Below are 24,105 nucleotides of genomic sequence, written 5' to 3'. Positions count from 1 at the left end.
GACCAGAACAAGGAGACAAGCCCGAGATGACCACCACAACCCCCCAAGCCCTGGTTGAGCTGACGGCCAACGAACTGCGCCACCGCATTGGCACACGCGAGATTTCGCCGGTGGAGCTGCTGGACGCCTGCATTGAACGCATCGAGGCCGTGAACCCGCACGTGAATGCCGTCACCGCCACCTGCTACGACCGCGCCCGCACCGAAGCCAAGGCGGCCGAGCAAGCGGTGCTGCGCGGCGAGCCGCTGGGCCTGCTGCATGGCCTGCCCATGGGCGTGAAAGACCTGGAGGCCACGGCGGGCTTGCTGACCACCTATGGATCGCAGATCTACCGCGAGCACATTCCGGCCGAGGACAACGTGCTGGTGGCGCGCCTGCGCGCAGCGGGCGCCATCGTGACGGGCAAGACCAACATCCCGGAAATGGGCGCGGGCGCCAATTCGCGCAACACGGTGTGGGGCGCCACGGGCAACCCGTTCAACCCCAACCTGAACGCTGGGGGCTCGTCGGGCGGCTCGGCCGCTGCGCTGGCGTGCGACATGCTGCCGGTGTGCACGGGCTCGGACACGGGTGGGTCGCTGCGCATTCCGGCGTCCATTTGTGGTGTGGTGGGCTTTCGGCCCTCGCCCGGCGTGGTGCCCAGCTCGCGCAAGCTGCTGGGCTGGACGCCGATTTCTGTGGTTGGCCCCATGGGCCGCACGGTGGAAGAGGCCTGCCTGCAACTGGCCGCATCGGCGGGCATGTCGGCGGGTGACCCGCTGAGCTACCCGCTGGACCCGATGAGCTTCCTTCTGCCTGAAACCGTGGACCTGAGCCGCCTGCGCGTGGCCTACACCGATGACTTTGGCGCCTGCGCTGTGGACAACGGCATCCGCGCCGTGTTCCGCAACAAGGTGCAAGCCATGAAGCACTTGTTTGCGCGTTGCGACGCCATCGACATCGACCTGGGCGATGTGCACCGCTGCTTTGACGTGCTGCGCGCCGAGGCCTTTGTGGCCAGCACGCGCGAGGCCTATGAGCGCGACCCCGCCAGCCTGGGCCCCAACACCCGCGCCAACTACGAAATGGGCGCCGCCATGACGCTGCTGGACAGCGCCTGGGCGCAGGCGGAGCAGACACGCATCCTGGCGCGGTTCCAGAAGTTGTACGAGGACTACGACATCATCCTCGCGCCCACCACACCTGTGTCGCCCTTTGCCTGGACCGAGCTGTTTGCCAGCCACATCAACGGCGAGCCGCAGGCCAATTACTACCGCTGGCTGGCGCTCACGTATGTGACCACGCTCACCACCCATCCGGCGCTGAGCCTGCCCTGCGGGCTGGACGACGCTGGCATGCCGTTTGGCCTGCAGATCGTGGGCCGTTTCCGCGCCGACCGGCACACGCTGGGTGTGGGGCATGCGCTGGAGCAGGCGTTCAAGGGCATTGCAGGGCTGGCACGGCCCCGGCCCGACATCGCCAAGCTGATGCAGACGCGCGCCGAACCTGCGCTGACCTCCATCGTGACCGTGGCACCGGACCCCCGCGACGCCCGCACCCTGCCGCGCGACGACCGTGCGGCATCGGCTGCGCAGGTGTCGGCGGTTTGAACAGGAGACACCGACCATGCAAACCGTGGACACCATCGTGATTGGCGCAGGCATTGCCGGGGCCTCCGTGGCCTGGCAACTGGTACAGCCCGGCGCCGCAGTGCAGGGCGCCAGCGTGCTGCTGCTGGAGCGTGAATCGCAGCCCGGTTACCACACCACTGGCCGCTCGGCCGCGCTCTACATGGCAACCTATGGCACGCCCAACATCCAGGCGCTGACCCGGGCCAGCCGCGCGTTTTACGATGCGCCGCCGCCTGAATTTGGCGCCGACCCCATCCTCTCGCCCCGGGGCGTGGTCTATGTGGCAGGGCCCGACCAGCTCGATCTACTGAAGCAAGCCTACGACGAGGCGCTCGCCACCTCGCCCAATGTGCAGTGGGTGGAGCAGGCCGAGCTGCTGGCGATACTGCCCTGCCTGAAGCCCGAGGCTGTGGTCGCAGGCATGAGCGAGCCCGAGGCAGCGGACATTGACGTGAACGCCTTGCACCAGGGCTACCTGCGTGGCCTGCGCCAGCGCGGCGGCCAGGTGCTGACCCACGCCGAGGTGACGGCTGTGCGCCGCGAAGGCACTGTGTGGCAGGTGACGATGGCCGATGGGCGGGTGTTTGCCACCCCCACCATCGTCAACGCAGCGGGTGCCTGGGCCGATGTGGTGGCGGGCCTGGCGGGTGTGCCGCCGATCGGGCTGGAGCCACGCCGCCGCACGGCGTTCACCTTTCCGGTGCCCGAGGGCATGGACGCCACCCACTGGCCTGCGGTGATCGGCATCGACGAAAGCTTTTACTTCAAGCCCGATGCTGGGCAACTGCTGGGCTCACCGGCCAATGCCGACCCCACGCACCCGCACGATGTGGTGCCCGAAGAGCTGGACGTGGCCACCGGGATTTATCACATCGAGGAAATGACCCGGTTCCAGATCCGCCGCCCGTCACACACCTGGGCCGGGCTGCGCTCGTTTGTGCCGGATGGCGACATGGTGATTGGCTGGGACAACCATGTGCCCGGCTTCTTCTGGCTGGCCGGGCAGGGCGGATATGGGATTCAGAGCGCGGCGGGCGCCTCGTTGCTGGCGCGGCAGCTGCTGCGCGGCGAACCGCTGGCCGACGAGCTGGTGCGCGAGGGCGTGGGGGTCGAAGGGCTGTCGCCCGCGCGTTTGCGCTGAGCCGCCAGGGCCGAGAGAGAGGGGGGCTCAGCCCCTTAGGCGAAGGTGTTGACGTTGGTCCCCAGCGTACCGCTGGTGGCCAACTGGGGCTGCGGCATGGACTGCTGCATGGCGTCGATCATGGTGGCGGCCGACACGGCCTGCATGTCCAGCGCCTTTTTCAGCACCACCATGTTCAGGGCGTCGGACGTCTTGGCGCTGGCCAGGCTGGTAGCGGTGTTGACGATGCTGTTGGTCAGGGCGACGTCCATGGTGACTCCTTGGGGCAATAGTGGTTTATCGGCACTACAAAAGCGTGCTTGAGGGTTGTTACATGTGCAGGTGGCGGTGAAGCTGCGCTGTTCTGCATTGCCTTAGTCCAGCGCAGGCACCCCCAGGGCTGGGCAGGCGGCCAGGTCGGAGGTGCGGGCGTTCGGCAACTGTCGGGCTGCGTCGCGCAAGGCGGTGCGCAGGCCTTCTTCCAGCGTGGGGTGGTAGAACGGCATGCCCAAAAGATCGTGCACGGTCAGCTGTTGCTGAACGGCCAGGGCCAGCAGGTGGGCGAGGTGCTCGCCATCGGGGGCGCACAACTCGGCACCCAGCAGGCGACCACTCGCGTGGTCGGCATAAATGCAGAGGCGTCCCTGGTTGCGCTGCGCGGTGCGGGCGCGGCCCTGGTTTGCGTAGCTGGCGGTGCCGGTGATGGTGCTGTGCGGGTCCATGTCGGCCACGCGCGGCCCCACCACCGCCACGTTGGGGTCGGCGAACACGATGGAGAGCAAGCTGCGGCGCCGAAATCGCGTGGGCGTGGGGGCCAGGGCGTTCAGGCCTGCAATGTGGCCTTCATCGGCCGACTCGTGCAGCAACGGGGTGTGGGTGTTGGCGTCGCCCGCCAAAAACACCGGCAGGTCGCCAATCTGTTGGGTTTGCGGGTCTGCGGTGGGCAAGCCGCGCGCATCCAGCGGCACGCCCAGCGTCTCGAGGCCCAGGTGTTCGATGTTGGGCACCCGGCCCATCGCGGCGATGACCTGGTCCACCACCACGCGGTTGGCGCCACTCGCCACCTCGATGCCTCCGGGCACCTCGCGCAACTGCGCCTCGGCGCCCATGTGCAGGACCATGTCTTGTTTCAGCAGAGCGGCCAGCTCGGCGTTGAGCGTAGGATCGCTCAGCCCGGCCAGCGTGTGGCCGGTGGTGAATGCCGCCACCTCCAAGCCCAGCCGCGCCAGGGCTTGCGACAGCTCCACCCCGATCGGTCCCATGCCAATCACTGCAACGCGGGGGCCGAGACTGGGTTGCTCGAACAAGGTGTCGGTGGTGAGCATGCGGTCGCCAAACGCCAGCCATTCATCGGGCACGCGGGGGCGTGACCCCGTGGCGATGATGATGCTGCGTGTGGCGTAAGCCGTGCCGTCGATGTCCACCGCACGTGGCCCCAGCAGCGTTGCACGCCCTGACCTCTGGGCGCTGCCCAGCCCGTTGGTGGCCTGGGTGGCTCCTGCCACGAAGTAATCTCGCAGTGCGCGCACGCGCTGCAGCACGGCAGGCAGGTCGGCGGTCAGACCACTCGCGCCGCGCAGACCGAATTCTTCAAAGGTGTGGCGGCGGTGGAAGGCGTTGGCTGCCTCGATCAGCGCTTTGGACGGCATGCAGCCCACGCGCGCGCAGGTGGTGCCCCAGGGGCCTTCGTTCACGATGAGGTAGCGGTCGGTGCGCTTGCGCACTTCGCGCAAGGCGGCCAGGCCCGCCGTGCCGGCGCCGATGATGATGGTGTCGAGCGGTTGGGGCATGGGGCTCTTTCGGAGTCGGAAAAGCCGGAGTGTGTAGCGTGAACGGCCCCACCGCTGTAGGCATGCACGCCGTTTTACGAGGGCGCTGTGGGGGGCGCTTCCCAACCCTTTGTATGAAGGCGTAGCCCGGGGTCAGGCTTCGACATCCGACCAGCCCACGCGGCCTTGCCCATGGTCGTTGATGCGTTGCACAAAGGGCGCCGCTTGTGTTTGGGGCAGGCGCAGTTGCAAGGTGACCAGGGTGCCATGCTGAACGTCCACCAGTTCGGCACCTGCCGCCTCGATTTCTCGGCGCAGCAAGCCCTCCAGGGCATAGGGCACCTGGCATTGCAAGGTGGTCATGCGCTGCAGCGTGACCTTGGGGGCGGTGAGCAGCGCCTGGGCAATGGTGTCGGTGTAGGCGCGCACTAGGCCGCCCGCGCCCAGCTTGACCCCGCCAAAATAGCGCACCACCGTGGCCAGCACGCCTTCCAGGTCCTGGTGGCGCAGCACGTCCAGCATGGGGCGGCCAGCGGTGCCTCCGGGCTCTCCATCGTCCACCGCGGCAGACTGGCCGCCCGCCAGCAGGGCCCAGCAGATGTGGGCGGCGCCGGGGTGCTGCTTCCACAAGGCATCGACGGCGGCCTGGGCACTGGTGCGGTCGGCCATGGGTTGCACGCAGCCGATGAAGCGGCTTTTCTTGATGATGAGTTCGCTGTGCGCGGGGGCGGCCAGAGTCTGGGGCATGGGGCAGCGAGTGTACGGCGAGCATTTGGGGTGCCAGCCTGGGACGGTGTGTGACAGAAGTCACAGTCCATGCCCTCAAGGGCATGGATCGACACCAATCGCGTCGCGAATGTGCGTTCTGTCACACACACGTTTGGCGTGCGTTCCTACACTGCGGACTTGTCGCTGTGGCCTACGCTGTTGCTACGCATTTGAAAGCACCCGGGCCACCAGAAAAGGAACCGCCATGTTTGCCACTTCGCTCTCTGCACCTTTGCCTACCTCTCTCGCCAGCCATCTGTTTGGCCGTTTTATTGCCCCCTCTGGCGCCCAGGCATCGAGCCCCAGTGCGTTGGCATCGGCCGCCGCAATGCCCAGCGCGATGGACGAGCAGGATGACGATGCGATGCCGGACCTAGCACAGCGCGTGCGGGAAATTGGCGAGTGGTGATACGGCGCCCTGCGTGATGTGACAAACCACGCAGTGGAGCGCGTGTTTATTCGGTGTTGTCTACGCCGCCTTGTGCCTTCTCTAAGTCGCGTGCCATGAGCACGCTGGTGTAGTTGGTCAAAGGGCGCCAGTCGCACTCGCCCACCACCCGGTAACCCCAGGATTCATACATTGCTATCAAAGCGGTAGCGGGTTGTGCAGTGTCTAAAGCCATCACTCGGGCGCCTGCCTTGCGGGCATAGTCCAGGGCATAGGCGTGCAACTGTTTGCCGTAGCCCCGGCCTTTGGCGTCGGGGCTGATACAGAACTGGCACAGCGACCACACCGCAGGCTCGCGGTAAAGCGGTACAGTGGACTCGGGTTGCGGCGGTCGCAGCGTGGCGGTGCCCACATAGTCGTTTCCATCCAGCATCACCAGCCCCGTGCCAGAAGCAAATCGCTTGGCTGTGTCTTCCACGGACTGGTGGGTGCCCCAGTAGCGCAGGCCCCGCTGCGCGTGGGGTGCGTAGGCGGAGTGGATGAGGGCGGTCAGCCGTGCCAGGTCATCGGCGGCCGTGACGGGGCGAATCAAAAGCGGATCGGACAAAGTCATCGAGATGCTCCGTGCCCTCGCGTTGGGCGCTGCCGGTCATGCAGCGGATTGCGTAGCCTCATTCAAAGCTTCAGCTCCCAGGTTTCTCCCACCAATTGCTGACCAAAACCTTCGTAGGGCTCGGTCTTGACCAACTGAAAACCCCGTTGCGCATAGATACCGCGCGCCGCCGTCAGGCAGCTGTTGGTCCACAGCACCATCTTTTTGTAACCTTTTGCACGCGCAAAGGCAATGCATTCGTCGGTCAGGCGGGTGCCCAGGCCGAGGCCCCTGGCTTTGGGGCTGAGGATGAGCATGCGCAGCTGTGCGGTGGTGGGGGATTTGCGCACCACAAACACCGAGCCCACCCGCTCGCCGTCCAGCTCGGCGATCCAGGCCTTCTCCCACGCGGGCTGAAACTTGCGCAGAAACTGCGCCGCGATGTCTGCCACCAAGGCCTCAAACCGGTTGTCCCAGCCGTACTCGCGCCAATAGATCTCGCCATGCTGCTGCACCACCCAGCCCATGTCGCCGGGCAGAGGGTCGCGCAGAACGGCGATGCGCGTGCCGTCCGCGGCGTTGGAGGGGGCGGACAGCAGGGTTTCGATCCGCTCCATGGCCTCCACCACCTCTTGGCGCCGCGCCGGGGGCAAAGGCGCGAGCAGTGCGGCGGCCTCGTCGCGCGAGCGCTGCTGCAGCGGCTCGAACACCTCGCGCCCGGCAGCGGTGAGCGTGACCAGGCTTTGTCGCGCGTCCTTGGTGCTGGCGTGGCGTTCTATCCACCCTGACTGCTCAAAACGCCGCAGTATCCGGCTCATGTACCCACCGTCCAGGCCGAGCTCCCGTGCGAGTTCGCTGGCCACGGGTGCCTCGCGGTGCGCCAGTTCATACAACACGCGCACATCGGTCAATGACAGCTTGCTGCCCAGGTATGGGTCCAGCACGCCAATGCGGCGGGTGATGAAGCGGTTGAAGCGGCGCACGGCCTTCACCGCGCTCGGGGGAACGGGGAGGGGGTCGGAAGGGGTGGGGGCAACGTTGCTCATGAATGCCTTTGTCAGTTAATTAATTGACAAAGGCAAGTATATGCTTGATGGTCATCAAACCTGTATCAGTGAGGGGCAAGGGCCACCAAGGGGACAAAAAACGTCTGCCAACGTAAAATCGCGGGTTATCCACCACAGATGCGCCCTACAAAAGCCCCCATCGCACCGGGGGCGGCCGCGACCCCCTTTGCATGAACGCCCCCGTTGACGTCTCCTTTTTTGCGCGCGCCGCAAAGCCCTTGACCAGCTACCGTCCGTACTGGGCCAAGCGCTTCGGCACGGCCCCGTTCCTGCCAATGAGCCGCGCCGAGATGGAGAAACTAGGCTGGGACAGTTGCGACATCATCCTGGTCACAGGCGACGCGTATGTGGACCACCCCAGCTTCGGCATGGCCGTGATCGGCCGCACGCTGGAGGCCCAGGGCTTTCGCGTGGGGATCATCGCCCAGCCTGACTGGCAGAGCGCCGAACCCTTCAAGGTGCTGGGCAAGCCCAACCTGTTCTGGGGCGTGACGGCGGGCAACATGGATTCGATGATCAACCGGTACACCGCCGACCGGAAGATCCGCAGCGACGACGCCTACACCCCCGGCGATGTGGGTGGCAAGCGCCCCGACCGAGCCGCCATCGTCTACAGCCAGCGCTGCCGCGAGGCCTACAAGGACGTGCCCATCATCCTGGGCGGCATTGAAGGCAGCCTGCGCCGCATTGCGCACTACGACTACTGGAGCGACAAGGTGCGCCGCTCCATCGTGGTGGACAGCAAGTGCGATCTGCTGCTGTACGGCAACGCCGAGCGTGCGCTGGTCGAGGTGGCTCACCGCATTGCTGCGCGCGAGCCGGTCGAGAAAATCACCGACGTGCGCGGCACGGCCTTTGTGCGCCGTCCCGACGATGAAAGCGGCAAGGGCTGGTTCGAGATCGACTCCACCACGGTGGACGAGCCGGGCCGGGTGGAAGCCCACATCAACCCCTACATGACCACCAGCGAGCAGGCCGCAGCGCAAGGCAGTACCTGCAGCAAAGACGATGGAAGTGCTACTGATTCTGTAGCGGTTGCCGCAGATAGCACCAGTGCTACCGACCAAAATAGCCCCAATCCCGCCATCCAGCCGATCCAGTTCGTTGCCAACCCCGCGCTCAAGGTCAAGCTCAAGGTCCCTCCGCGCGAGAAGACCGTGATCCGCCTGCCCAGCTACGAGCAGGTCAAAAGCGACCCCGTACTCTACGCCCACGCCAACCGTGTGCTGCATCTGGAGACCAACCCGGGCAACGCCCGCGCCCTGGTGCAGGCGCATGGCGAAGGCGCCACGGCGCGCGATGTGTGGATCAACCCGCCGCCCATCCCGCTGACCACGGCCGAGATGGACCATGTGTTCGATCTGCCCTACGCACGTGGCCCGCACCCCAGCTACGCCGACGAAAACGGCAGCCATGACGGCGCGACCAAGATCCCCGCGTGGGAGATGATCCGGTTCTCCATCAACATCATGCGCGGCTGCTTTGGCGGCTGCACCTTTTGCTCCATCACCGAGCACGAGGGCCGCATCATCCAGAGCCGCTCGGAAGATTCGATCATCCAAGAGATCGAGGACATCCGCGACAAGGTCAAGGGCTTCACAGGCACCATCAGCGACCTGGGTGGCCCCACCGCCAACATGTACCGTCTGGGCTGTCGCAGCCCCGAGATCGAGGCCGCCTGCCGCAAGCCAAGCTGCGTGTACCCCGGCATCTGCCAGAACCTCACCACCGACCACGGCCCGCTGATCAAGATCTACCGCCGTGGCCGCGCGCTCAAGGGCATCAAGAAGATCCTCATCGGATCGGGCCTGCGCTACGACCTGGCCGTGAAAAGCCCCGAGTACGTGAAGGAACTGGTGCAGCACCACGTGGGGGGCTACCTCAAGATCGCGCCCGAGCACACCGAGCAGGGCCCGCTCACCAAGATGATGAAGCCGGGCATCGGCAGCTATGACAAGTTCAAGCAGATGTTCGAGAAGTTCAGCGAAGAGGCGGGCAAGAAGCAGTTCCTGATCCCGTACTTCATTGCTGCGCACCCTGGCACGAGCGACGAGGACATGATGAACCTCGCCATCTGGCTCAAGAAGAACGGTTTCCGCGCCGACCAGGTGCAGACGTTCTACCCCAGCCCCATGGCCACGGCCACGGCCATGTACCACTCGGGCCGCAACACCCTCACCAAGGTGCGCCGCCAGATGCGCGACGAGGCCGAGGAATCGGTGGACATCGTGCGCGGCGAAAAGCGCCGCCGCCTGCACAAGGCCTTTTTGCGCTACCACGACCCGAACAATTGGCCGCTGCTGCGCGAGGCGCTCAAAGCCATGGGCCGGGCGGATTTGATTGGCAACGGCAAGCACCACCTGATCCCTACCTTCCAGCCCTTGACGGACGGCGGGTACCAGAGCGCGCGTCGCAAGAACTCCACGCCCACAGGCGCGAAGGCCGCAACGGCTGCACCCGTCAAGCAGGTCAAGCCCATGAAGCCCGGTCAACCGCAGAAGGGCCGCATACTGACCCAGCACACCGGCCTGCCACCGCGCGTCACGGGTGCCGCTAAGCCGTCCGCACGCAAGCCGCGCTGAGATCGATGGCGGCAGCCGCGGTCCACTGACAGTGGGCGCGGTGGATGAGACGCCGAAAGGCTCCTAGCTCAATGACGCAGCCGCCATGATCCTGCCTCTAAGAGTGCTGGGCGATTTCGTGGAGCTTCAACCCTCTGCCGCGTGGGTGCCAACCACCACCGACTGCGGGCCAGTGCTGGCGGGCTGCGAGATCAGGTCTTCGATGATGAAGGTGCGGTAGTAGAACGCCGTGACTGCACCTTCGGGCGCAATGGCGTTCACCACGCTGTCGGCCTCGTCTTTGTCTGCCATAGCGATCAGCAGGCCGTGGTGCCCGGTGCCCGCCAGATCGGCAATGCGCCGCACCATGTCGCCTTCGGCACCCACAGACGGGAGCGGCGCGTCTGCCGTACCCAGCGTGTGCACAATTTCTTGCAGGATGACCTCGGGGCTGGCGTACGCAATATCGCCCTGGTGGCTTGCCGCCTGCAGCGCGAGCGCTGCCTGGCGCGTGCAGTCTTCATCGGGGAACAGGGCGAACACCTGGCCGGTGGGGTAGAAGATGCCGCCCATATTGGTCATGGAGGAATCAAGGACGAAGGGTTTCATGGACATCTCCCAAGGTGTTTCAGACCTTGGGATTGAAACCGGGTGCCCGTAAACGCTGTGTAGGTCTGCGGGCTGTCTTTGCGTCAGCCTGCGGTGCGCTGTTGTAGATCAGGGCTTGCTGATGTGCACAAAGTGCCTGTTGCGCCAGTGCTTCATGGCTTCTTTGCTATCAAATTTGATAGCAACGGCGGCACTACAACCCGTGCAACCATCCGCCCAGCCAAGCGACCACGGCCGCGCAGTGCAACACCACGGTGGCCCAATACACCGCGCGGAACTCCGTCTTGCGCGATTTGTGCCGCAGCCATTGCTGGGCAAACCATGCGCCCGGCCAGCCGCCCGCCAGGCTCAACATGTGCAGGTGGCTCTCTTTGGTGCGCCACTGGCCGTTTTGCGCGGCGCTTTTGTCCATGGCGTAGACCAGAAAGGTCAGAAGGTTGACGCCTATGGCGGCGCCCAGCACCCACCAGGGCAGCCGGCCTGCCCAGAGGCCCCAGGCCACCAGACTCACCCAGCCCAGCATCAGCAGGTGTATCAGCGCTGAACCGGCGCCGGTGGGCGGCTGGCTGGCCGTTGCAGGGCGTTTGCGTGGGGCAGGCTGTGTCTGACCTGCGCGCTGCGCAGGCGTACGCCGTGTTGGGTGCGGAGATGTTGACTGCGTGCGCGTTGGGCTCTGGGGCTGGATGGCACCTGCAGCTGGCCCCACAGGCAACACAGCCATGGCCCGAGGCCCCTTGCCGCCCACGTGAATCTCTTCGTACACGACGGTAAGCCCTTCACGCGGCGGGGTGCTGCCCCGGTAGTCCCGCACATGAAAAAACACATCGGCAGACGTGTCCGGGCTGCGGATAAAGCCAAAGGCGCGGCTGGCGTCCCAGCGGACGACGGTGCCTTGCTTCTGCATCGGTCAGCGCGCCCGTCTTCAAGCCAGGGTGTGCAACGGGATGTCTTGCGCCACTGCCAACGCATCGAGTTGTGCGCGGGTCTGAGTCCGCAGAAAAGCCGCCACAGCCGCGTGGGTGTCGGGGGCGCGCAGCACCTGGGGGTCACCCGTAGCAGGCAGGCCTGCAGCAGCGCACAGGCTGGCGGCAAAGTGCGGCTCCAGCGCAGCCACGGCCACACGGCCGTCGGCGCACGGGTAGATGCGGTAGCCCGCGTGGTGGCCGCCCACGTCACCGTCGGGCGTGGTCAGGCCCCAGTGGCGCGGCTGGGCCAGCCAGGCTGCGGCATCGGCCAGGGCCACTTCGATGCACACGCCGCCTCCGGTGTGGGCGCGCTCCAGCAGGGCCTGCAGCACGGCTTCGCTGGCCATCAGCGCGCCGCCCATGTCGGCGTAGAGCGTGGGGGGCATCTCGGTGCCGGTTACCAGGCCGGCGTCGGCCAGATAGGTGAGGTCGTGGCCCGGTTCTTCGGCCCGCTCTGCCGCGGCGCCCACGATGCGCACCAGCGACAGGCGCGGGTATTGGGTCTGCAACGCGTCCCAGCCCAGGCCCAGCTTGGTGAGCGCCGAGGGGCGGAAGGAGGTGATCAGCACATCGGTGCGAGCCAGCTCGTCATGCAACGCGGCCTGGCCTTCGGGCGTCTTGAGGTGGGCATGCACCACGCGCACGCCATCGTGCAGCGTGGCATAGGCTGCGGGGCTGTAGATGCCCATGGGGTCAGCGCTGGGGTAGCCAGGCGCGGGAGGAGGTTCGAGCTTGGTGCATTCGGCCCCCATGCGCGCGCAGCGCATCAGGGCGGCGGGGCCGGGCAGGTTGAGCGCAAGGCTCAGAACACGGGTGTTGCGCAGGGGCTGGGGCAGGGCGGTGGGCATGGGTGGGAAGGTGTCTCGGTGTTGTGGTTTTTGAATGGAGGGGGTGACGCCGGAACTTCGCGGTACGCCCCGGCTCACTCCCTGCGTTATACATAATTTGTTACGCTCCCTGATCCATGCAACGCAGAACCTCTTTGGCCGCCCTCACAGGCCTGGCCGCCTTTCCGGGAGCCTTCATGACCACGTCCCTGAGCAGTGCTGCCACGGCGCCCGCGCTGCAGGCGCTCAAGCCTTCGCCCCGCATGCCGGTGATGTTTGTGGGCCATGGCAGCCCCATGAACGCCATCGAGGACAACGCCTGGCGCCGCAGCTGGCAGGCCATGGGCGCGGAGCTGATGGCGCGCGCGGTGCAGCCACAGCTCATCCTGTGCGTGTCGGCCCACTGGCTCACGCGCGGTGGCTGGCAGCTGACGGGCATGGCCAACCCCAAAACCATCCACGACTTTGGCGGCTTCCCCCAGGCGCTGTTTGACCAGCAGTACCCCGTGCCGGGCGCCCCGGCGGTGGCACGCAGCCTGGCCAAGGAGCTGAAATCCCCGGCCACGGGCGCAGCGCTGGGTGTGGACGAGGGCGAATGGGGGCTGGACCACGGAACCTGGTCGGTGCTCAAGCCCATGTTCCCCCAGGCGCGCATCCCGGTGATGCAACTCAGCATGGACTACAGCCGCCCTCCGGCCGAGCACTATGTGCTGGGACAGCAGCTCAAGGCCCTGCGCGAGCGGGGCGTGCTGATCGTGGGCAGCGGCAACATCGTGCACAACCTGCGCGCATCCCGCCGTGGCTCGGCTGCCAACGAAGCGTATGACTGGGCCACCGAGTTCGACACCGTGGTTCAGGAACAGATCAAAAAGGGCCAGCTGGGCGCCTTGCAGGACTTCCAGAAGCTGGGCGCCGTGGCCCAGCAGGCACACCCCACTTACGAGCACTACCTGCCGCTGCTTTACGCAGCGGGGGCCGTGCTGCCCAGCGAGATGCCCCGCTTTTTCAACACGGGCTATCAGTCGGCATCGATCTCGATGCGGTCCGTGCTGTGGGGCTGAGGGATGCTTTCTGAAGCGGATTGAATGCTTCTTTTTTGATAGCTATTGGCGCATGTACATCTAGCGCTTGAGGCCAAAAATGCCTGAAATCGCAGCGTCGCAGCGGTCGGACGGTCTTCAGGCCGCCGCGCGACCTGCGGTCTGGATCGTCAGCCACGGCCAGCGTTCGCGGTAGCTTTGCGCTTTGGCCTCAAACAACGGCAGGTGCGGGCAGGCGGGGTTGGGTTTGAGAAGTCCTGCGTACAGCTCTTCCAGTCCGTACGGCGCGTACAGCCTGGGCTGAGCAACGCCGGGGGTGATGGCAGGTTGCAGGCCCACGCAGGTGCAGGGCACCAGAAAACGCTCGATCCCGTTGCGGGCCGACTGCAGCGGCGCATAGGGGTAACCAAACCAGCGTTCGTACCAGAGGTGTACCCGGGCCTGGTTCTTGGCTTCGACGGTGATGGGCAGGTCGGCGAAGAGGGAGGTGGCGCGGGCTTGCACCTGCTGCTCCGTCGATTCGGACAAGTCGTTGCCGTCGAAGTAGAACAGGTCGTAGTCCTTGATGTTCGCGGTGGGCGCCAGACCTGATCGCAGGTTCCACACCGTCTGGAACAGGCAGCCCGCCACCAGCCACGCATCGGGCAGGCCCAGAAACGGCAAACGCTCCAGAAGGGCCGCGTTGTGCGGGTTCTGGAGCGTTTCGCTCACGAAGCGGAGCGCGAGCGCCGCTTCCTCATCGTGCTCAGACAACCTTTGCAATGGCCTGGCAGACGTAGTCAATGTTCTTGCTGTTAAGCGCGGCCACGCACATGCGGCCGGTGTCGGTGCCGTACACACCGAACTCGTTGCGCAGGCGCACCATCTGGTCCTTGGACAGGCCGGAATAGCTGAACATGCCGATCTGGGTGGTGATGAAGCTCATGTCCTGCTTCACGCCGGCGGCCTTCAGGCCGTCCACCAGCTTCTGGCGCATGGCCTTGATGCGTACGCGCATTTCGGCCAGCTCTTGTTCCCACATCGCGCGCAGCTCGGGGTTGTTCAGCACGGCAGCCACCACTGCGCCACCGTGGATGGGTGGGTTGGAGTAGTTGGTGCGGATCACGATCTTGAGCTGGCTCAGCACGCGGCCGGCCTCTTCCTTGTCGGCGCACAGCACCGACAGGCCACCCACGCGTTCGCCGTACAGGCTGAAGCTCTTGGAGAACGAGGTGGAGACGAAAAAGTTCAGGCCAGCGGCCACAAACTTGCCGATCACGGCGCCGTCTTCGGCGATGCCGTGGCCAAAGCCCTGGTAGGCCATGTCGAGGAAGGGGGTCAGGCCCTTGGCCTTGACGGCGGCGATCACCTGGTCCCACTGCTCGGGGGAAATGTCATAGCCGGTGGGGTTGTGGCAGCAGGCGTGCAGCACGACGATGGTGCCGGGAGCGGCCGCGTTCAGGCTGGCCAGAAAACCTTCAAAGTTCACGCCGCGCTTTTCAGCGTCGTAGTACGCGTAGGTGTCGACTTCGAAACCGGCGTTGGTGAACAGCGCGCGGTGGTTTTCCCAGCTGGGGTCGGAGATCAACACCTTGGCGTTGGGGCTGACCTTCTTCAAGAAGTCAGCGCCGATCTTCAGGCCGCCAGTGCCGCCGATGGCCTGCACGGTGGCCACGCGGCCGGACTTCACGGGTTCACTGTCGGCGCCGAACACCAGGCTCTTGACAGCGTTGTCATAGGCCACGATGCCGTCGATGGGCAGGTAACCACGGGCCGTGGGCTTTTCCATCATGGTCTTTTCAGCGGCCTGCACGCACTGCAGCAGGGGCAGCTTGCCATTGTCGTCGAAATAAACGCCGACGCCCAGGTTGACCTTGTTGGGGTTGGTGTCGGCGTTGAATTGCTCGTTGAGGCCCAGGATGGGGTCGCGGGGGGCCATTTCGACGGCGGTGAACAGAGACATGAAAATCCTTGAAAGGTTGTCAGTAGCGAAGAATCCGGGCGTGGTGTACTGTGCCGGGTTCCGCCGATTTTAACGGGCGGCCTGCTCCACCCGTTGACCACGCCCCATGCCAGATATCACCGAAGTCATAACTGAAAAGCAAGACGGCGAGTTCGTCCGCTTCCCTGATTCCCCCTTCGAACTGTTCCAGCCCTATCCCCCCGCAGGTGACCAGCCCGAAGCCATTGCCAAGCTGGTGGAGGGTCTGCATGACGGAGAAACCTTCCAGACCCTGCTGGGCGTGACGGGCTCGGGCAAGACCTTCACCATGGCCAACGTGATCGCGCGCATGGGCCGCCCGGCCATCATCTTTGCGCCCAACAAGACGCTGGCCGCGCAGCTGTATAGCGAGTTCCGCGAGTTCTTCCCCAAGAACGCCGTGGAGTATTTCGTGAGCTACTACGACTACTACCAGCCCGAGGCCTATGTGCCGCAGCGCGACCTGTTCATCGAGAAGGACAGCGCGATCAACGAGCACATCGAGCAGATGCGGCTGTCTTGCACCAAGAGCCTGATGGAGCGGCGCGACGTGGTGATCGTGGCCACCGTGTCGGCCATCTACGGCATTGGCGAGCCCGAGAGCTACCACCGCATGGTGATGACGCTGCGGGTGGGCGACAAGGTGGGGCAGCGCGATGTGATTGCCCAGCTGATCCGCATGCAGTACCAGCGCAACGAGGCGGATTTCAGCCGGGGCAAGTTCCGTGTGCGCGGCGACACCATCGATGTGTTCCCGGCCGAACACTCGGAGCTGGCGATTCGCATCGAGCTGTTTGATGACGAGATCGAGAGCCTGCAGCTGTTCGACCCGCTCACCGGCCGCGTCAAGCAGAAGATTCCGCGCTTTACGGTGTACCCCAGCAGCCACTACGTGACGCCACGCGACAAGGTGCTGGCCGCCGTCGAGACCATCAAGCTGGAACTGGCCGAGCGCCTGCAGCAACTGGTGGCCGACGGCAAGCTGGTGGAGGCGCAGCGGCTGGAGCAGCGCACGCGGTTTGATTTGGAGATGCTCAGCGAGGTGGGCCACTGCAAGGGCATCGAGAACTACACGCGCCACCTGTCGGGCGCCGCACCGGGCGACCCACCCAGTACGCTGACGGACTACATGCCCAAGGACGCGATCATGTTCCTGGACGAGAGCCACCAGATGATCGGCCAGCTCAGCGCCATGTACAACGGCGACCGTGCGCGCAAGACCACGCTGGTCGATTACGGCTTTCGGCTACCGTCGGCGCTGGACAACCGCCCGCTCAAGTTCGAAGAGTTTGAGCAGCGCATGCGGCAGGTGATCTTTGTCTCGGCCACACCCGCTGATTACGAAAAGACCCATTCAGGGCAGGTGGTGGACCAGGTGGTGCGCCCCACGGGCCTGGTGGACCCGGTGGTGGAGGTGCGACCCGCCACCCATCAAGTGGATGATGTGCTGCAAGAAATACGCATTCGGGTTGAAAAGCACGAGCGCGTACTCATTACCACGCTGACCAAGCGCATGGCCGAGCAGTTAACCGACTACCTCACGGACAACGGTGTGAAGGTGCGCTACCTGCACAGCGATGTGGATACCGTGGAACGCGTGGAGATCATCCGGGACCTGCGGCTGGGCGCGTTTGACGTGCTGGTGGGCATCAACCTGCTGCGTGAAGGGCTGGACATCCCCGAGGTGTCGCTGGTAGCGATTCTGGACGCGGACAAGGAAGGCTTCTTGCGCGCTGAGCGCAGCCTGATCCAGACCATTGGCCGTGCAGCGCGCAATCTGAACGGCCATGCCATCCTGTACGCCGACCGCATCACCGACTCCATGAAAAAAGCCATGGGCGAAACGGAACGCCGGCGCATCAAGCAGATCGCATACAACGAGGCCAATGGGATCACGCCGCGCAGCATTGTCAAGCGGGTAAGAGACCTGATTGACGGGGTGTACAGCGAAAAAGCGGGCAAGGACGCTGAACGCCTGGAGCAAGAAGCCCTGCAGCGTGCGCAGGTGGAGGACATGTCCGAGAAGGACGTGGCCCGCGAGATCAAGCGCCTGGAGAAGCTCATGCTGGAACATGCGCGCAACCTGGAGTTCGAGCAGGCCGCCCGGGTGCGCGACCAGCTGACGCGGCTCAAGGACCAAGCGTTTGGAGCCCACGGCAGCGATTCCGTAGCCTTGTAGAAAAAGGATTGCGGCCGGGTGTGTGATGAGAAATTACTATTGAGTCGATTAATAACTATTTGGTTTTTTAACCCGACAGAATCAATAGGGATTTGTGCTATACTCGCACAAAACACTCAACAAAACAGCCCAACGATGAAGGGCTCCGCGGCAGGTGACTGTGCGGAGTAAGGGCGGAGACGGTGCCACGCTGGCAAACAGTCAGCGACGGCGGTTTCTTCAACGAACAAGCCTTAGCACAAGGAGCTTGCGATGCGTCTCACAACCAAAGGCCGTTTTGCGGTCACCGCCATGATTGACCTGGCCTTGCGCCAAAACAACGGCCCCGTCACGCTGGCTGCCATCAGCCAGCGCCAGCAGATTTCGCTGTCGTACCTGGAGCAACTCTTTGGCAAGCTGCGCCGCCACGAGCTGGTGGAGTCCACCCGTGGCCCCGGCGGCGGTTACACGCTGGCCCGCAAGGCAGGTGACATCACTGTGGCAGACATCATCGTGTCGGTAGATGAGCCCATCGACGCCACTCAATGCGGTGGCAAGGAAAACTGCCTGGGTGAAGCCGGTCGTTGCATGACGCACGAGCTGTGGGCTTCGCTGAACCAGCGCATGGTCGAATTCCTGGATTCCGTCACCCTGCAAAAGCTGGTGGACGAGCAGCTCGCCAAGGGCGTGCAGATCGAAGACAAGCCCGTGGTGCGCCGTGCCATCTCCACCACCCCTGTGGTCAAGCCCATTCGCGTGAATGCCCCGAACTCGGTGTTTGCGCTGGGCAACGTTTTCGCCAAATCCTGACCTATGAGGCGCGGTGCTGGCCCTGGGGTCGGCACTGCCCTGACCGCGTTTTAATCGTTTTCCTGTTTGTTCTGCCTCTTCTGTTTGCCAGCCAGAACCTTTTACTGAGCCAGCCATGGACATGACCCCGCACTTTCCCATTTACCTCGACTATGGCGCCACGACCCCGGTAGACCCCCGTGTGGTGGACGCCATGATTCCCTGGTTGCGTGAGCACTTTGGCAACCCGGCATCGCGCAGCCACGCCTGGGGCTGGGAGGCCGAAGAGGCGGTGGAAAAAGCGCGTGTCCAGGTGGCAGACCTGATCGGTGCCGACCCGCGCGAAATCGTCTGGACCAGTGGTGCGACCGAGTCGATCAACTTGGCCCTGAAGGGCGCCGCGCATTTCTACAAAGGCAAGGGCAAGCACCTCATCACGCTCAAGACCGAGCACAAGGCCGTGCTGGACACCATGCGTGAGCTGGAGCGCCAGGGTTTTGAAGCTACTTACCTGGACGTGCAGGAAGACGGCTTGGTCAACATGGACGTGCTCAAGGCGGCCATCCGCCCCGACACCGTGCTGATCAGCATCCTCTTCGTGAACAACGAAATCGGCGTGATCCAGGACATCCCCGCCATCGGCGCGCTGTGCCGCGAAAAGGGAATCCTGCTGCATGTGGATGCTGCCCAAGCCACCGGCCGTGTCGAGATCGACATGAACGTGCTTCCCATCGACCTGATGAGCATGACCGCCCACAAGACCTATGGCCCCAAGGGCATTGGTGCGCTTTACGTGCGCCGCAAGCCCCGCGTGCGGCTGGAAGCCCAGATGCACGGTGGCGGCCATGAACGCGGCATGCGTTCGGGCACCTTGCCCACGCACCAGATCGTGGGCATGGGCGAAGCCTTCCGCATTGCCAAGGAAGAAATGGCAGAGAGCAACGCCAAGGCCAAGGCCTTGCAGCAGCGTTTGCTCGACGGCCTCAAGGATATTGAACAGGTCTACATCAACGGCAGCCTGGAGCGCCGTGTGCCGCAGAACCTGAACATGAGCTTCAACTTCGTCGAAGGTGAATCGCTCATCATGGGCATCAAAGGCCTGGCGGTGTCGTCGGGCTCGGCCTGCACCTCTGCCAGCCTGGAGCCCAGCTATGTGCTGCGCGCGTTGGGCCGCAGTGACGAGCTGGCGCACAGCAGTCTGCGCATGACCATCGGCCGTTTCACGACCGAAGAAGAGATCGACTACGCCATCTCCACCATCCGCGAGAACGTGGCCCGCCTGCGCGAGTTGAGCCCGCTGTGGGAGATGTACAAGGACGGCATCGACATCAGCACCATCCAATGGGCTGCTCACTGATTCCGCACAAATTCTGGACGTATTGAAGAGGTACACATCATGGCTTACTCAGACAAAGTGGTTGACCATTACGAAAACCCCCGCAACGTAGGTTCGTTCGACAAGGGTGACGATTCGGTGGGCACCGGCATGGTGGGCGCGCCCGCCTGCGGCGACGTGATGAAGCTGCAGATCAAGGTGAACCCCGAAACCGGCGTGATCGAAGATGCCCGGTTCAAGACCTATGGCTGTGGCTCGGCCATTGCCTCGTCATCGCTGGTGACCGAGTGGGTCAAGGGCAAGACGCTGGACGAAGCTGCGGCGCTCAAGAACAGCGAGATCGCCGAAGAACTGGCTTTGCCGCCCGTCAAGATCCACTGCTCCATCCTGGCCGAAGATGCGATCAAGGCTGCCGTGCTGGACTACAAGACCAAGCACGCTGCCACGACCACCGCCGCCTGATTGTTTGACAGATAGATCGAGAGACATGGCCATTACGCTGACCGAAGCCGCCGCCCGGCACGTCAACCGCTACCTGACCCGTCGGGGCAAGGGGTTGGGCGTGCGTCTGGGAGTCAAGACGACAGGCTGCTCAGGGCTTGCCTACAAGCTCGAATATGTGGACGAGAGCGAGCCTGAGGACATCGTGTTCGAGAACCACGGTGTCAAGGTGCTGATCGACCCCAAGAGCCTAGCCTACATTGACGGCACTGAGCTGGACTTCGTGCGTGAAGGCCTGAACGAAGGTTTCAAGTTCAACAACCCCAACGAGCGGGACCGCTGCGGTTGCGGGGAGAGCTTCCGCGTCTGAGCGCCTTTCGTTGATGTCACACCAAACCGCCAACGCGCTCTGTGCTGGCGGTTTTTTCTTGGATTTCTCTCTCGCCCCTGCGCATGAATCTGCAATCTGACGACTTCGAACTGTTTGGCCTCGCGCGCCGCTTTGCGCAGGAGCGCAGCGCCATCGACGCGCGCTGGAAGGATCTGCAGCGCGAGGCCCACCCCGACAAGTTTGCCGCCCAGGGCGCTGCGGCACAGCGTGTGGCCATGCAATGGTCGGTACGCATCAACGAGGCGTACCAGCGCCTGAAGGACCCGATGCGCCGCGCTGCTTACCTGTGCGAACTGCACGGTGCGCCCATCCGTGCCGAAGACAACACCGCCATGCCCGCTGCCTTTCTGATGCAGCAAATGGAGTGGCGCGAGGCGCTGGAAGACGCCCGAGCAGACAGCGAGCTGGACGCGTTGGATGATGAGGTGGCGCAAGCCCGCCGTGCCGCGCTGGCGCAGTGCGAGCAACTCATCGACCAGCAGCAGGACTATGCGGGCGCAGCCCGCCAGGTCAGAGCCCTCATGTTCATTGCGCGATTTGCCGACGACATTGAGCGTCGCAGAGAGCAACTGGGACAATAGGGCGGTTTGCATTCCCAAAGGGCCCCCTCGCGTGTTGATGCGATGGCGGGCTCCACCACGTAGAGATCCGAAATTTCATGGCGCTTCTGCAGATTTCCGAACCTGGCCAATCCCCCGACCCGCACCAGCGGCGCATTGCAGTGGGCATTGACCTGGGCACCACCCATTCTTTGGTCGCAGCGGTGCGCAATGGGGTGTCCGAATGCCTCCCCGATGCCCAGGGCCGGGTGCTGCTGCCCTCGGTGGTGCGCTACCTCGCCAACGGCGGGCGTCAGATCGGCTATGACGCCGTGGCGGCGCAAGCCCAGGATGCACGCAACACCATCGCCTCGGCCAAACGCTTCATGGGGCGTGGCCTGAAAGACGTGGCAGAGGCAGGAAAGTTGCCGTACGACTTTGTGGTCGCAAACGACGCTGGCGCGGGCGGCATGGTCAGTCTCGCTACGGTGGATGGCAACAAGTCACCCGTCGAGATCAGCGCCGAGATCCTCGCTACGCTGCGTTACCGGGCCGAAGACACCTTCAACGACGATCTCTACGGCGCGGTGATCACCGTGCCAGCGTACTTTGACGACGCCCAGCGCCAGGCTACCAAGGATGCGGCCAAGCTCGCGGGCATCAACCTGCTGCGTCTCATCAACGAGCCCACGGCGGCAGCGATTGCCTATGGCCTGGACAACGCCAGCGAGGGCGTCTACGCCGTGTATGACCTGGGTGGGGGTACGTTTGATATTTCCATCCTGCGCCTGACGAAGGGGGTGTTCGAGGTGATCGCCACGGGCGGCGACTCTGCCCTCGGGGGCGATGACTACGACGCCGCGCTGGCAGAGTGGGTACTGCAACAGGTGGGGCAACAGGCGGTTACGCCTGCCGACAAGTCGGCCGTGCGCATGGCGGCGCGCCAATGCAAAGAGGCGCTGACTGCTACTGATTTGGTAGTGTTCAAGGCAGATTTATCTAGCGCTTCCGTGCAGTTTGACGTCAAACGTTCGGATTTTGATGCCGTGACCGCCGATCTGACTGCCCGCTCCATGGCGGCTGTGCGCCGTGCCCTGCGCGATGCGCATCTGGAGCGCGACGAGGTGCAGGGCGTGGTCATGGTGGGGGGCTCCACCCGCATGCCGCAGGTGCAGCGGGCCGTGGCAGAGTTCTTCGGCAAGGAACCGTTGACCAATCTGAACCCGGACGAAGTGGTGGCCTTGGGCGCCGCCATCCAGGCCAACCAGCTGGCAGGTAACAACACCGTAGGTGACCTGCTGCTGCTGGATGTGATTCCGCTGTCGTTGGGCATCGAGACCATGGGCGGCTTGGTGGAGCGCATCGTCTCGCGCAACGAGACCATTCCCACCGCCAAGGCGCAGGACTTCACCACCTACAAGGATGGACAGACTGCTTTGGCCATCCATGTGGTGCAGGGCGAGCGCGATTTGGTGCAGGACTGCCGCAGCCTGGCGCGCTTTGAGTTGCGCGGTATTCCCCCCATGGCGGCAGGCGCTGCGCGCATCCGTGTGACCTTCACCGTCGATGCCGATGGCCTGCTGAGCGTGGCCGCCAAGGAGCAGGGCAGTGGGGTGGAGGCTCGCATTGACGTAAAGCCATCGTATGGCCTCACGGACGACGAAATAGCGCGCATGCTGCAGGACGGCTTTGCCACGGCAGCGCAAGACATGAAGGCCCGTGCCGTGGTCGAGGCCCGTGTGGACGCCGACCGCATGTTGATTGCTACGCAAAGCGCACTGGATGCGGATGGCGACGTGCTCAGCCCCAAGGAGCGGGCCGCCATCGACGCCCTGATGGTGGCCCTGCGCCACCAGCGCGACAGCGACGATGCAGCGGCTATCGAAGCAGCCACGGAAGCCCTGGCCAAGGGCACCGAGGCTTTCGCAGCCCAGCGCATGAACCGCGGTATCCAGCAGGCCCTGGCCGGCAAGAACGTCGCAAGCCTGTGATGCGCCCCTGCGCATCCCTCTGACAAGAAGAAAACACCCCATGCCCGTCATCAAGATCCTTCCCCATCCCGAATATTGCCCCGCAGGCACCGAAATCAATGCGCCTGCAGGCACCTCGATCTGCGAAGCCCTGCTGGACAACCACATCAACATCGAGCACGCCTGCGACATGAGCTGCGCGTGCACCACCTGCCACGTCATCGTGCGCCAGGGGTTGAATTCGCTGAATGCGGCAGAAGAAGAGGAAGAAGACTTGCTGGACCGTGCCTGGGGCCTGGAGCCGCAGTCGCGCCTGTCGTGTCAGGCCATCCTGGCGCAGACCGATCTGGTGGTCGAAATTCCGAAGTACACGATCAACCACGCCAAGGAAAATCACTGATGTCCCGGCAAATTGTTCTGGACACTGAGACCACCGGCCTTTCGGCCGAGGGGGGTGACCGCATCATTGAACTGGGTTGTGTGGAGCTGCTCAACCGCAAGCTGACCGGCAACAATCTGCACCTGTACTTCAACCCTGGCCGTGACAGCCATGAAGATGCGCTGAAGGTGCACGGCATCAGCAACGAGTTTCTGAAGGACAAGCCCAAGTTTGCGGATGTGGTGGATGACATCCTGCAGTACCTGCAGGGCGCCGAGATCATCATCCACAACGCAGCGTTTGACGTGGGCTTCCTCAACAAGGAGCTGGAGCTGGTGGGGCGCCCGACGTTTGGCACCTATGTGCAGAGCGTGACCGACACGCTGGCCATGGCCAAGGAGATGTACCCCGGTAAGCGCAACTCGCTGGACGCCCTGTGCGACCGCCTGGGCGTGGACAACTCGGGCCGTACGCTGCACGGCGCCTTGCTTGACGCCGAGTTGCTGGCCGACGTGTACATCAACCTCACACGCGGGCAGGATGCCTTGCTGATCGCCGATGATGGCCATGACAGTGCTGACGGTGTGAAGGTGGCCGCCATTGATTTGCGTGGCCTTGCGCTGCCCGTGCTGCGGGCGAGCGAGCAGGAGCAGGCAGCGCATGCCGAGGTGCTCACGCAGATCGACAAGGCCAGCGGTGGCAAAACAATTTGGAGAACTCTCCAATCGGCCTGAAAAGCTGTGCCATAATAGAAGGCTGTCGCAGCGACAAGGGTGATTAGCTCAGCGGTAGAGCACTGCCTTCACACGGCAGGGGTCACATGTTC

At 64.2% G+C, this 24,105-nt stretch carries 24 protein-coding genes; 14 read left to right on the top strand and 10 right to left on the bottom strand.

Going from position 1 to position 24,105, the window contains the following annotated elements:
• Nucleotides 1-26: 26 nt before the first annotated feature.
• Nucleotides 27-1,589: an amidase gene (locus tag ACODSU_RS13080; RefSeq protein WP_488842622.1), complete on the top strand. Its 1,563-nt coding sequence runs from the start codon at nt 27-29 to the stop codon at nt 1,587-1,589.
• 16 nt (nt 1,590-1,605) lie between these two features.
• Nucleotides 1,606-2,751 carry an NAD(P)/FAD-dependent oxidoreductase gene (locus ACODSU_RS13075; RefSeq protein WP_209819559.1) on the top strand — a complete coding sequence of 382 codons (1,146 nt, stop codon included), beginning with the start codon at nt 1,606-1,608 and terminating at the stop codon, nt 2,749-2,751.
• A gap of 35 nt (nt 2,752-2,786) precedes the next feature.
• On the opposite strand, the gene ACODSU_RS13070 is transcribed toward ACODSU_RS13075, so the two are convergent.
• The 3 genes from ACODSU_RS13070 to ACODSU_RS13060 all read right to left on the bottom strand — a co-directional run bounded on the left by ACODSU_RS13070 (nt 2,787) and on the right by ACODSU_RS13060 (nt 5,246).
• A complete protein-coding gene (locus ACODSU_RS13070; protein ID WP_015013966.1) occupies nt 2,787-3,002 on the bottom strand; it encodes a YjfB family protein in 216 nt (71 codons plus the stop codon).
• Between the two features lie 102 nt (nt 3,003-3,104).
• Nucleotides 3,105-4,520 (bottom strand): dihydrolipoyl dehydrogenase, encoded by a 1,416-nt coding sequence (locus ACODSU_RS13065; RefSeq protein ID WP_488842621.1) that lies wholly within the window; start codon nt 4,518-4,520, stop codon nt 3,105-3,107.
• 132 nt (nt 4,521-4,652) lie between these two features.
• The gene (locus tag ACODSU_RS13060) at nt 4,653-5,246 is read right to left on the bottom strand and encodes an IMPACT family protein (RefSeq protein ID WP_476016778.1); all 594 of its coding nucleotides are present in this window, start codon (nt 5,244-5,246) and stop codon (nt 4,653-4,655) included.
• Nucleotides 5,247-5,472: 226 nt separating this feature from the next.
• Here ACODSU_RS13060 and ACODSU_RS13055 point away from each other — a divergent pair, with 226 nt between their 5' ends.
• The gene (locus tag ACODSU_RS13055; protein WP_309824355.1) at nt 5,473-5,676 is read left to right on the top strand and encodes a hypothetical protein; all 204 of its coding nucleotides are present in this window, start codon (nt 5,473-5,475) and stop codon (nt 5,674-5,676) included.
• Nucleotides 5,677-5,722: 46 nt separating this feature from the next.
• On the opposite strand, the gene ACODSU_RS13050 is transcribed toward ACODSU_RS13055, so the two are convergent.
• Nucleotides 5,723-6,268, bottom strand: coding sequence for a GNAT family N-acetyltransferase (locus ACODSU_RS13050; protein ID WP_110958581.1), 546 nt, complete (start codon nt 6,266-6,268; stop codon nt 5,723-5,725).
• A 62-nt stretch (nt 6,269-6,330) separates the two neighbouring features.
• On the bottom strand, nt 6,331-7,293 hold the full coding sequence (locus ACODSU_RS13045) for a bifunctional helix-turn-helix transcriptional regulator/GNAT family N-acetyltransferase (RefSeq protein ID WP_488842620.1): 963 nt from the start codon (nt 7,291-7,293) through the stop codon (nt 6,331-6,333).
• 191 nt (nt 7,294-7,484) lie between these two features.
• On the opposite strand from ACODSU_RS13045, the gene ACODSU_RS13040 reads away from it, so the two are divergent.
• A complete protein-coding gene (locus ACODSU_RS13040) occupies nt 7,485-9,896 on the top strand; it encodes a YgiQ family radical SAM protein (RefSeq protein ID WP_309824351.1) in 2,412 nt (803 codons plus the stop codon).
• A 126-nt stretch (nt 9,897-10,022) separates the two neighbouring features.
• Here ACODSU_RS13040 and ACODSU_RS13035 read toward each other — a convergent pair whose 3' ends face one another.
• From ACODSU_RS13035 to ACODSU_RS13025, 3 genes are all read right to left on the bottom strand, one after another.
• Nucleotides 10,023-10,484 carry a hypothetical protein gene (locus tag ACODSU_RS13035; protein WP_488842619.1) on the bottom strand — a complete coding sequence of 154 codons (462 nt, stop codon included), beginning with the start codon at nt 10,482-10,484 and terminating at the stop codon, nt 10,023-10,025.
• A gap of 193 nt (nt 10,485-10,677) precedes the next feature.
• Nucleotides 10,678-11,388, bottom strand: coding sequence for a DUF1294 domain-containing protein (locus ACODSU_RS13030; RefSeq protein WP_488842618.1), 711 nt, complete (start codon nt 11,386-11,388; stop codon nt 10,678-10,680).
• A gap of 18 nt (nt 11,389-11,406) precedes the next feature.
• The gene (locus tag ACODSU_RS13025; RefSeq protein ID WP_488842617.1) at nt 11,407-12,297 is read right to left on the bottom strand and encodes a CoA transferase; all 891 of its coding nucleotides are present in this window, start codon (nt 12,295-12,297) and stop codon (nt 11,407-11,409) included.
• 176 nt (nt 12,298-12,473) lie between these two features.
• Here ACODSU_RS13025 and ygiD point away from each other — a divergent pair, with 176 nt between their 5' ends.
• A complete protein-coding gene (gene ygiD / locus ACODSU_RS13020) occupies nt 12,474-13,337 on the top strand; it encodes a 4,5-DOPA-extradiol-dioxygenase (protein WP_488842731.1) in 864 nt (287 codons plus the stop codon).
• Nucleotides 13,338-13,454: 117 nt separating this feature from the next.
• Here the strand turns inward: ygiD and ACODSU_RS13015 are convergent, their stop codons facing one another.
• Nucleotides 13,455-14,069 carry a nucleotidyltransferase family protein gene (locus ACODSU_RS13015; RefSeq protein WP_488842616.1) on the bottom strand — a complete coding sequence of 205 codons (615 nt, stop codon included), beginning with the start codon at nt 14,067-14,069 and terminating at the stop codon, nt 13,455-13,457.
• The gene (locus ACODSU_RS13010; RefSeq protein ID WP_488842615.1) at nt 14,062-15,258 is read right to left on the bottom strand and encodes an amino acid aminotransferase; all 1,197 of its coding nucleotides are present in this window, start codon (nt 15,256-15,258) and stop codon (nt 14,062-14,064) included. Before ACODSU_RS13010 ends, ACODSU_RS13015 begins: the two co-directional genes overlap by 8 nt.
• 106 nt (nt 15,259-15,364) lie before the next feature.
• On the opposite strand from ACODSU_RS13010, the gene uvrB reads away from it, so the two are divergent.
• The 9 genes from uvrB (at nt 15,365) to dnaQ (ending at nt 24,013) form a co-directional block, all read left to right on the top strand.
• Complete coding sequence (uvrB, locus tag ACODSU_RS13005; protein ID WP_488842614.1) at nt 15,365-17,455, top strand: excinuclease ABC subunit UvrB; 2,091 nt, start codon at nt 15,365-15,367, stop codon at nt 17,453-17,455.
• A 252-nt stretch (nt 17,456-17,707) separates the two neighbouring features.
• Nucleotides 17,708-18,244 carry a Fe-S cluster assembly transcriptional regulator IscR gene (gene iscR / locus ACODSU_RS13000; RefSeq protein WP_015013980.1) on the top strand — a complete coding sequence of 179 codons (537 nt, stop codon included), beginning with the start codon at nt 17,708-17,710 and terminating at the stop codon, nt 18,242-18,244.
• Nucleotides 18,245-18,359: 115 nt separating this feature from the next.
• Nucleotides 18,360-19,580: an IscS subfamily cysteine desulfurase gene (locus ACODSU_RS12995; RefSeq protein ID WP_015013981.1), complete on the top strand. Its 1,221-nt coding sequence runs from the start codon at nt 18,360-18,362 to the stop codon at nt 19,578-19,580.
• A 39-nt stretch (nt 19,581-19,619) separates the two neighbouring features.
• Nucleotides 19,620-20,021 (top strand): Fe-S cluster assembly scaffold IscU, encoded by a 402-nt coding sequence (iscU, locus tag ACODSU_RS12990; protein WP_015013982.1) that lies wholly within the window; start codon nt 19,620-19,622, stop codon nt 20,019-20,021.
• 25 nt (nt 20,022-20,046) lie between these two features.
• Nucleotides 20,047-20,370, top strand: a complete 324-nt coding sequence (gene iscA, locus ACODSU_RS12985; RefSeq protein ID WP_015013983.1) for an iron-sulfur cluster assembly protein IscA — start codon at nt 20,047-20,049, stop codon at nt 20,368-20,370.
• Nucleotides 20,371-20,453: 83 nt separating this feature from the next.
• A complete protein-coding gene (gene hscB, locus ACODSU_RS12980; RefSeq protein ID WP_291437909.1) occupies nt 20,454-20,972 on the top strand; it encodes a Fe-S protein assembly co-chaperone HscB in 519 nt (172 codons plus the stop codon).
• 77 nt (nt 20,973-21,049) lie between these two features.
• Nucleotides 21,050-22,921: a Fe-S protein assembly chaperone HscA gene (gene hscA, locus ACODSU_RS12975; RefSeq protein ID WP_488842613.1), complete on the top strand. Its 1,872-nt coding sequence runs from the start codon at nt 21,050-21,052 to the stop codon at nt 22,919-22,921.
• 40 nt (nt 22,922-22,961) lie between these two features.
• Nucleotides 22,962-23,300 (top strand): ISC system 2Fe-2S type ferredoxin, encoded by a 339-nt coding sequence (fdx, locus tag ACODSU_RS12970; RefSeq protein ID WP_343736538.1) that lies wholly within the window; start codon nt 22,962-22,964, stop codon nt 23,298-23,300.
• Complete coding sequence (gene dnaQ, locus ACODSU_RS12965) at nt 23,300-24,013, top strand: DNA polymerase III subunit epsilon (RefSeq protein WP_488842612.1); 714 nt, start codon at nt 23,300-23,302, stop codon at nt 24,011-24,013. The genes fdx and dnaQ overlap by 1 nt, the downstream gene beginning before the upstream one ends.
• Nucleotides 24,014-24,105: the final 92 nt, after the last annotated feature.

The organism is Acidovorax sp. FG48 (genome assembly GCF_057809085.1).
The sequence above is the reverse complement of the archived record's forward strand: the minus strand, read 5'-3'. Positions and strand labels throughout refer to the sequence as shown.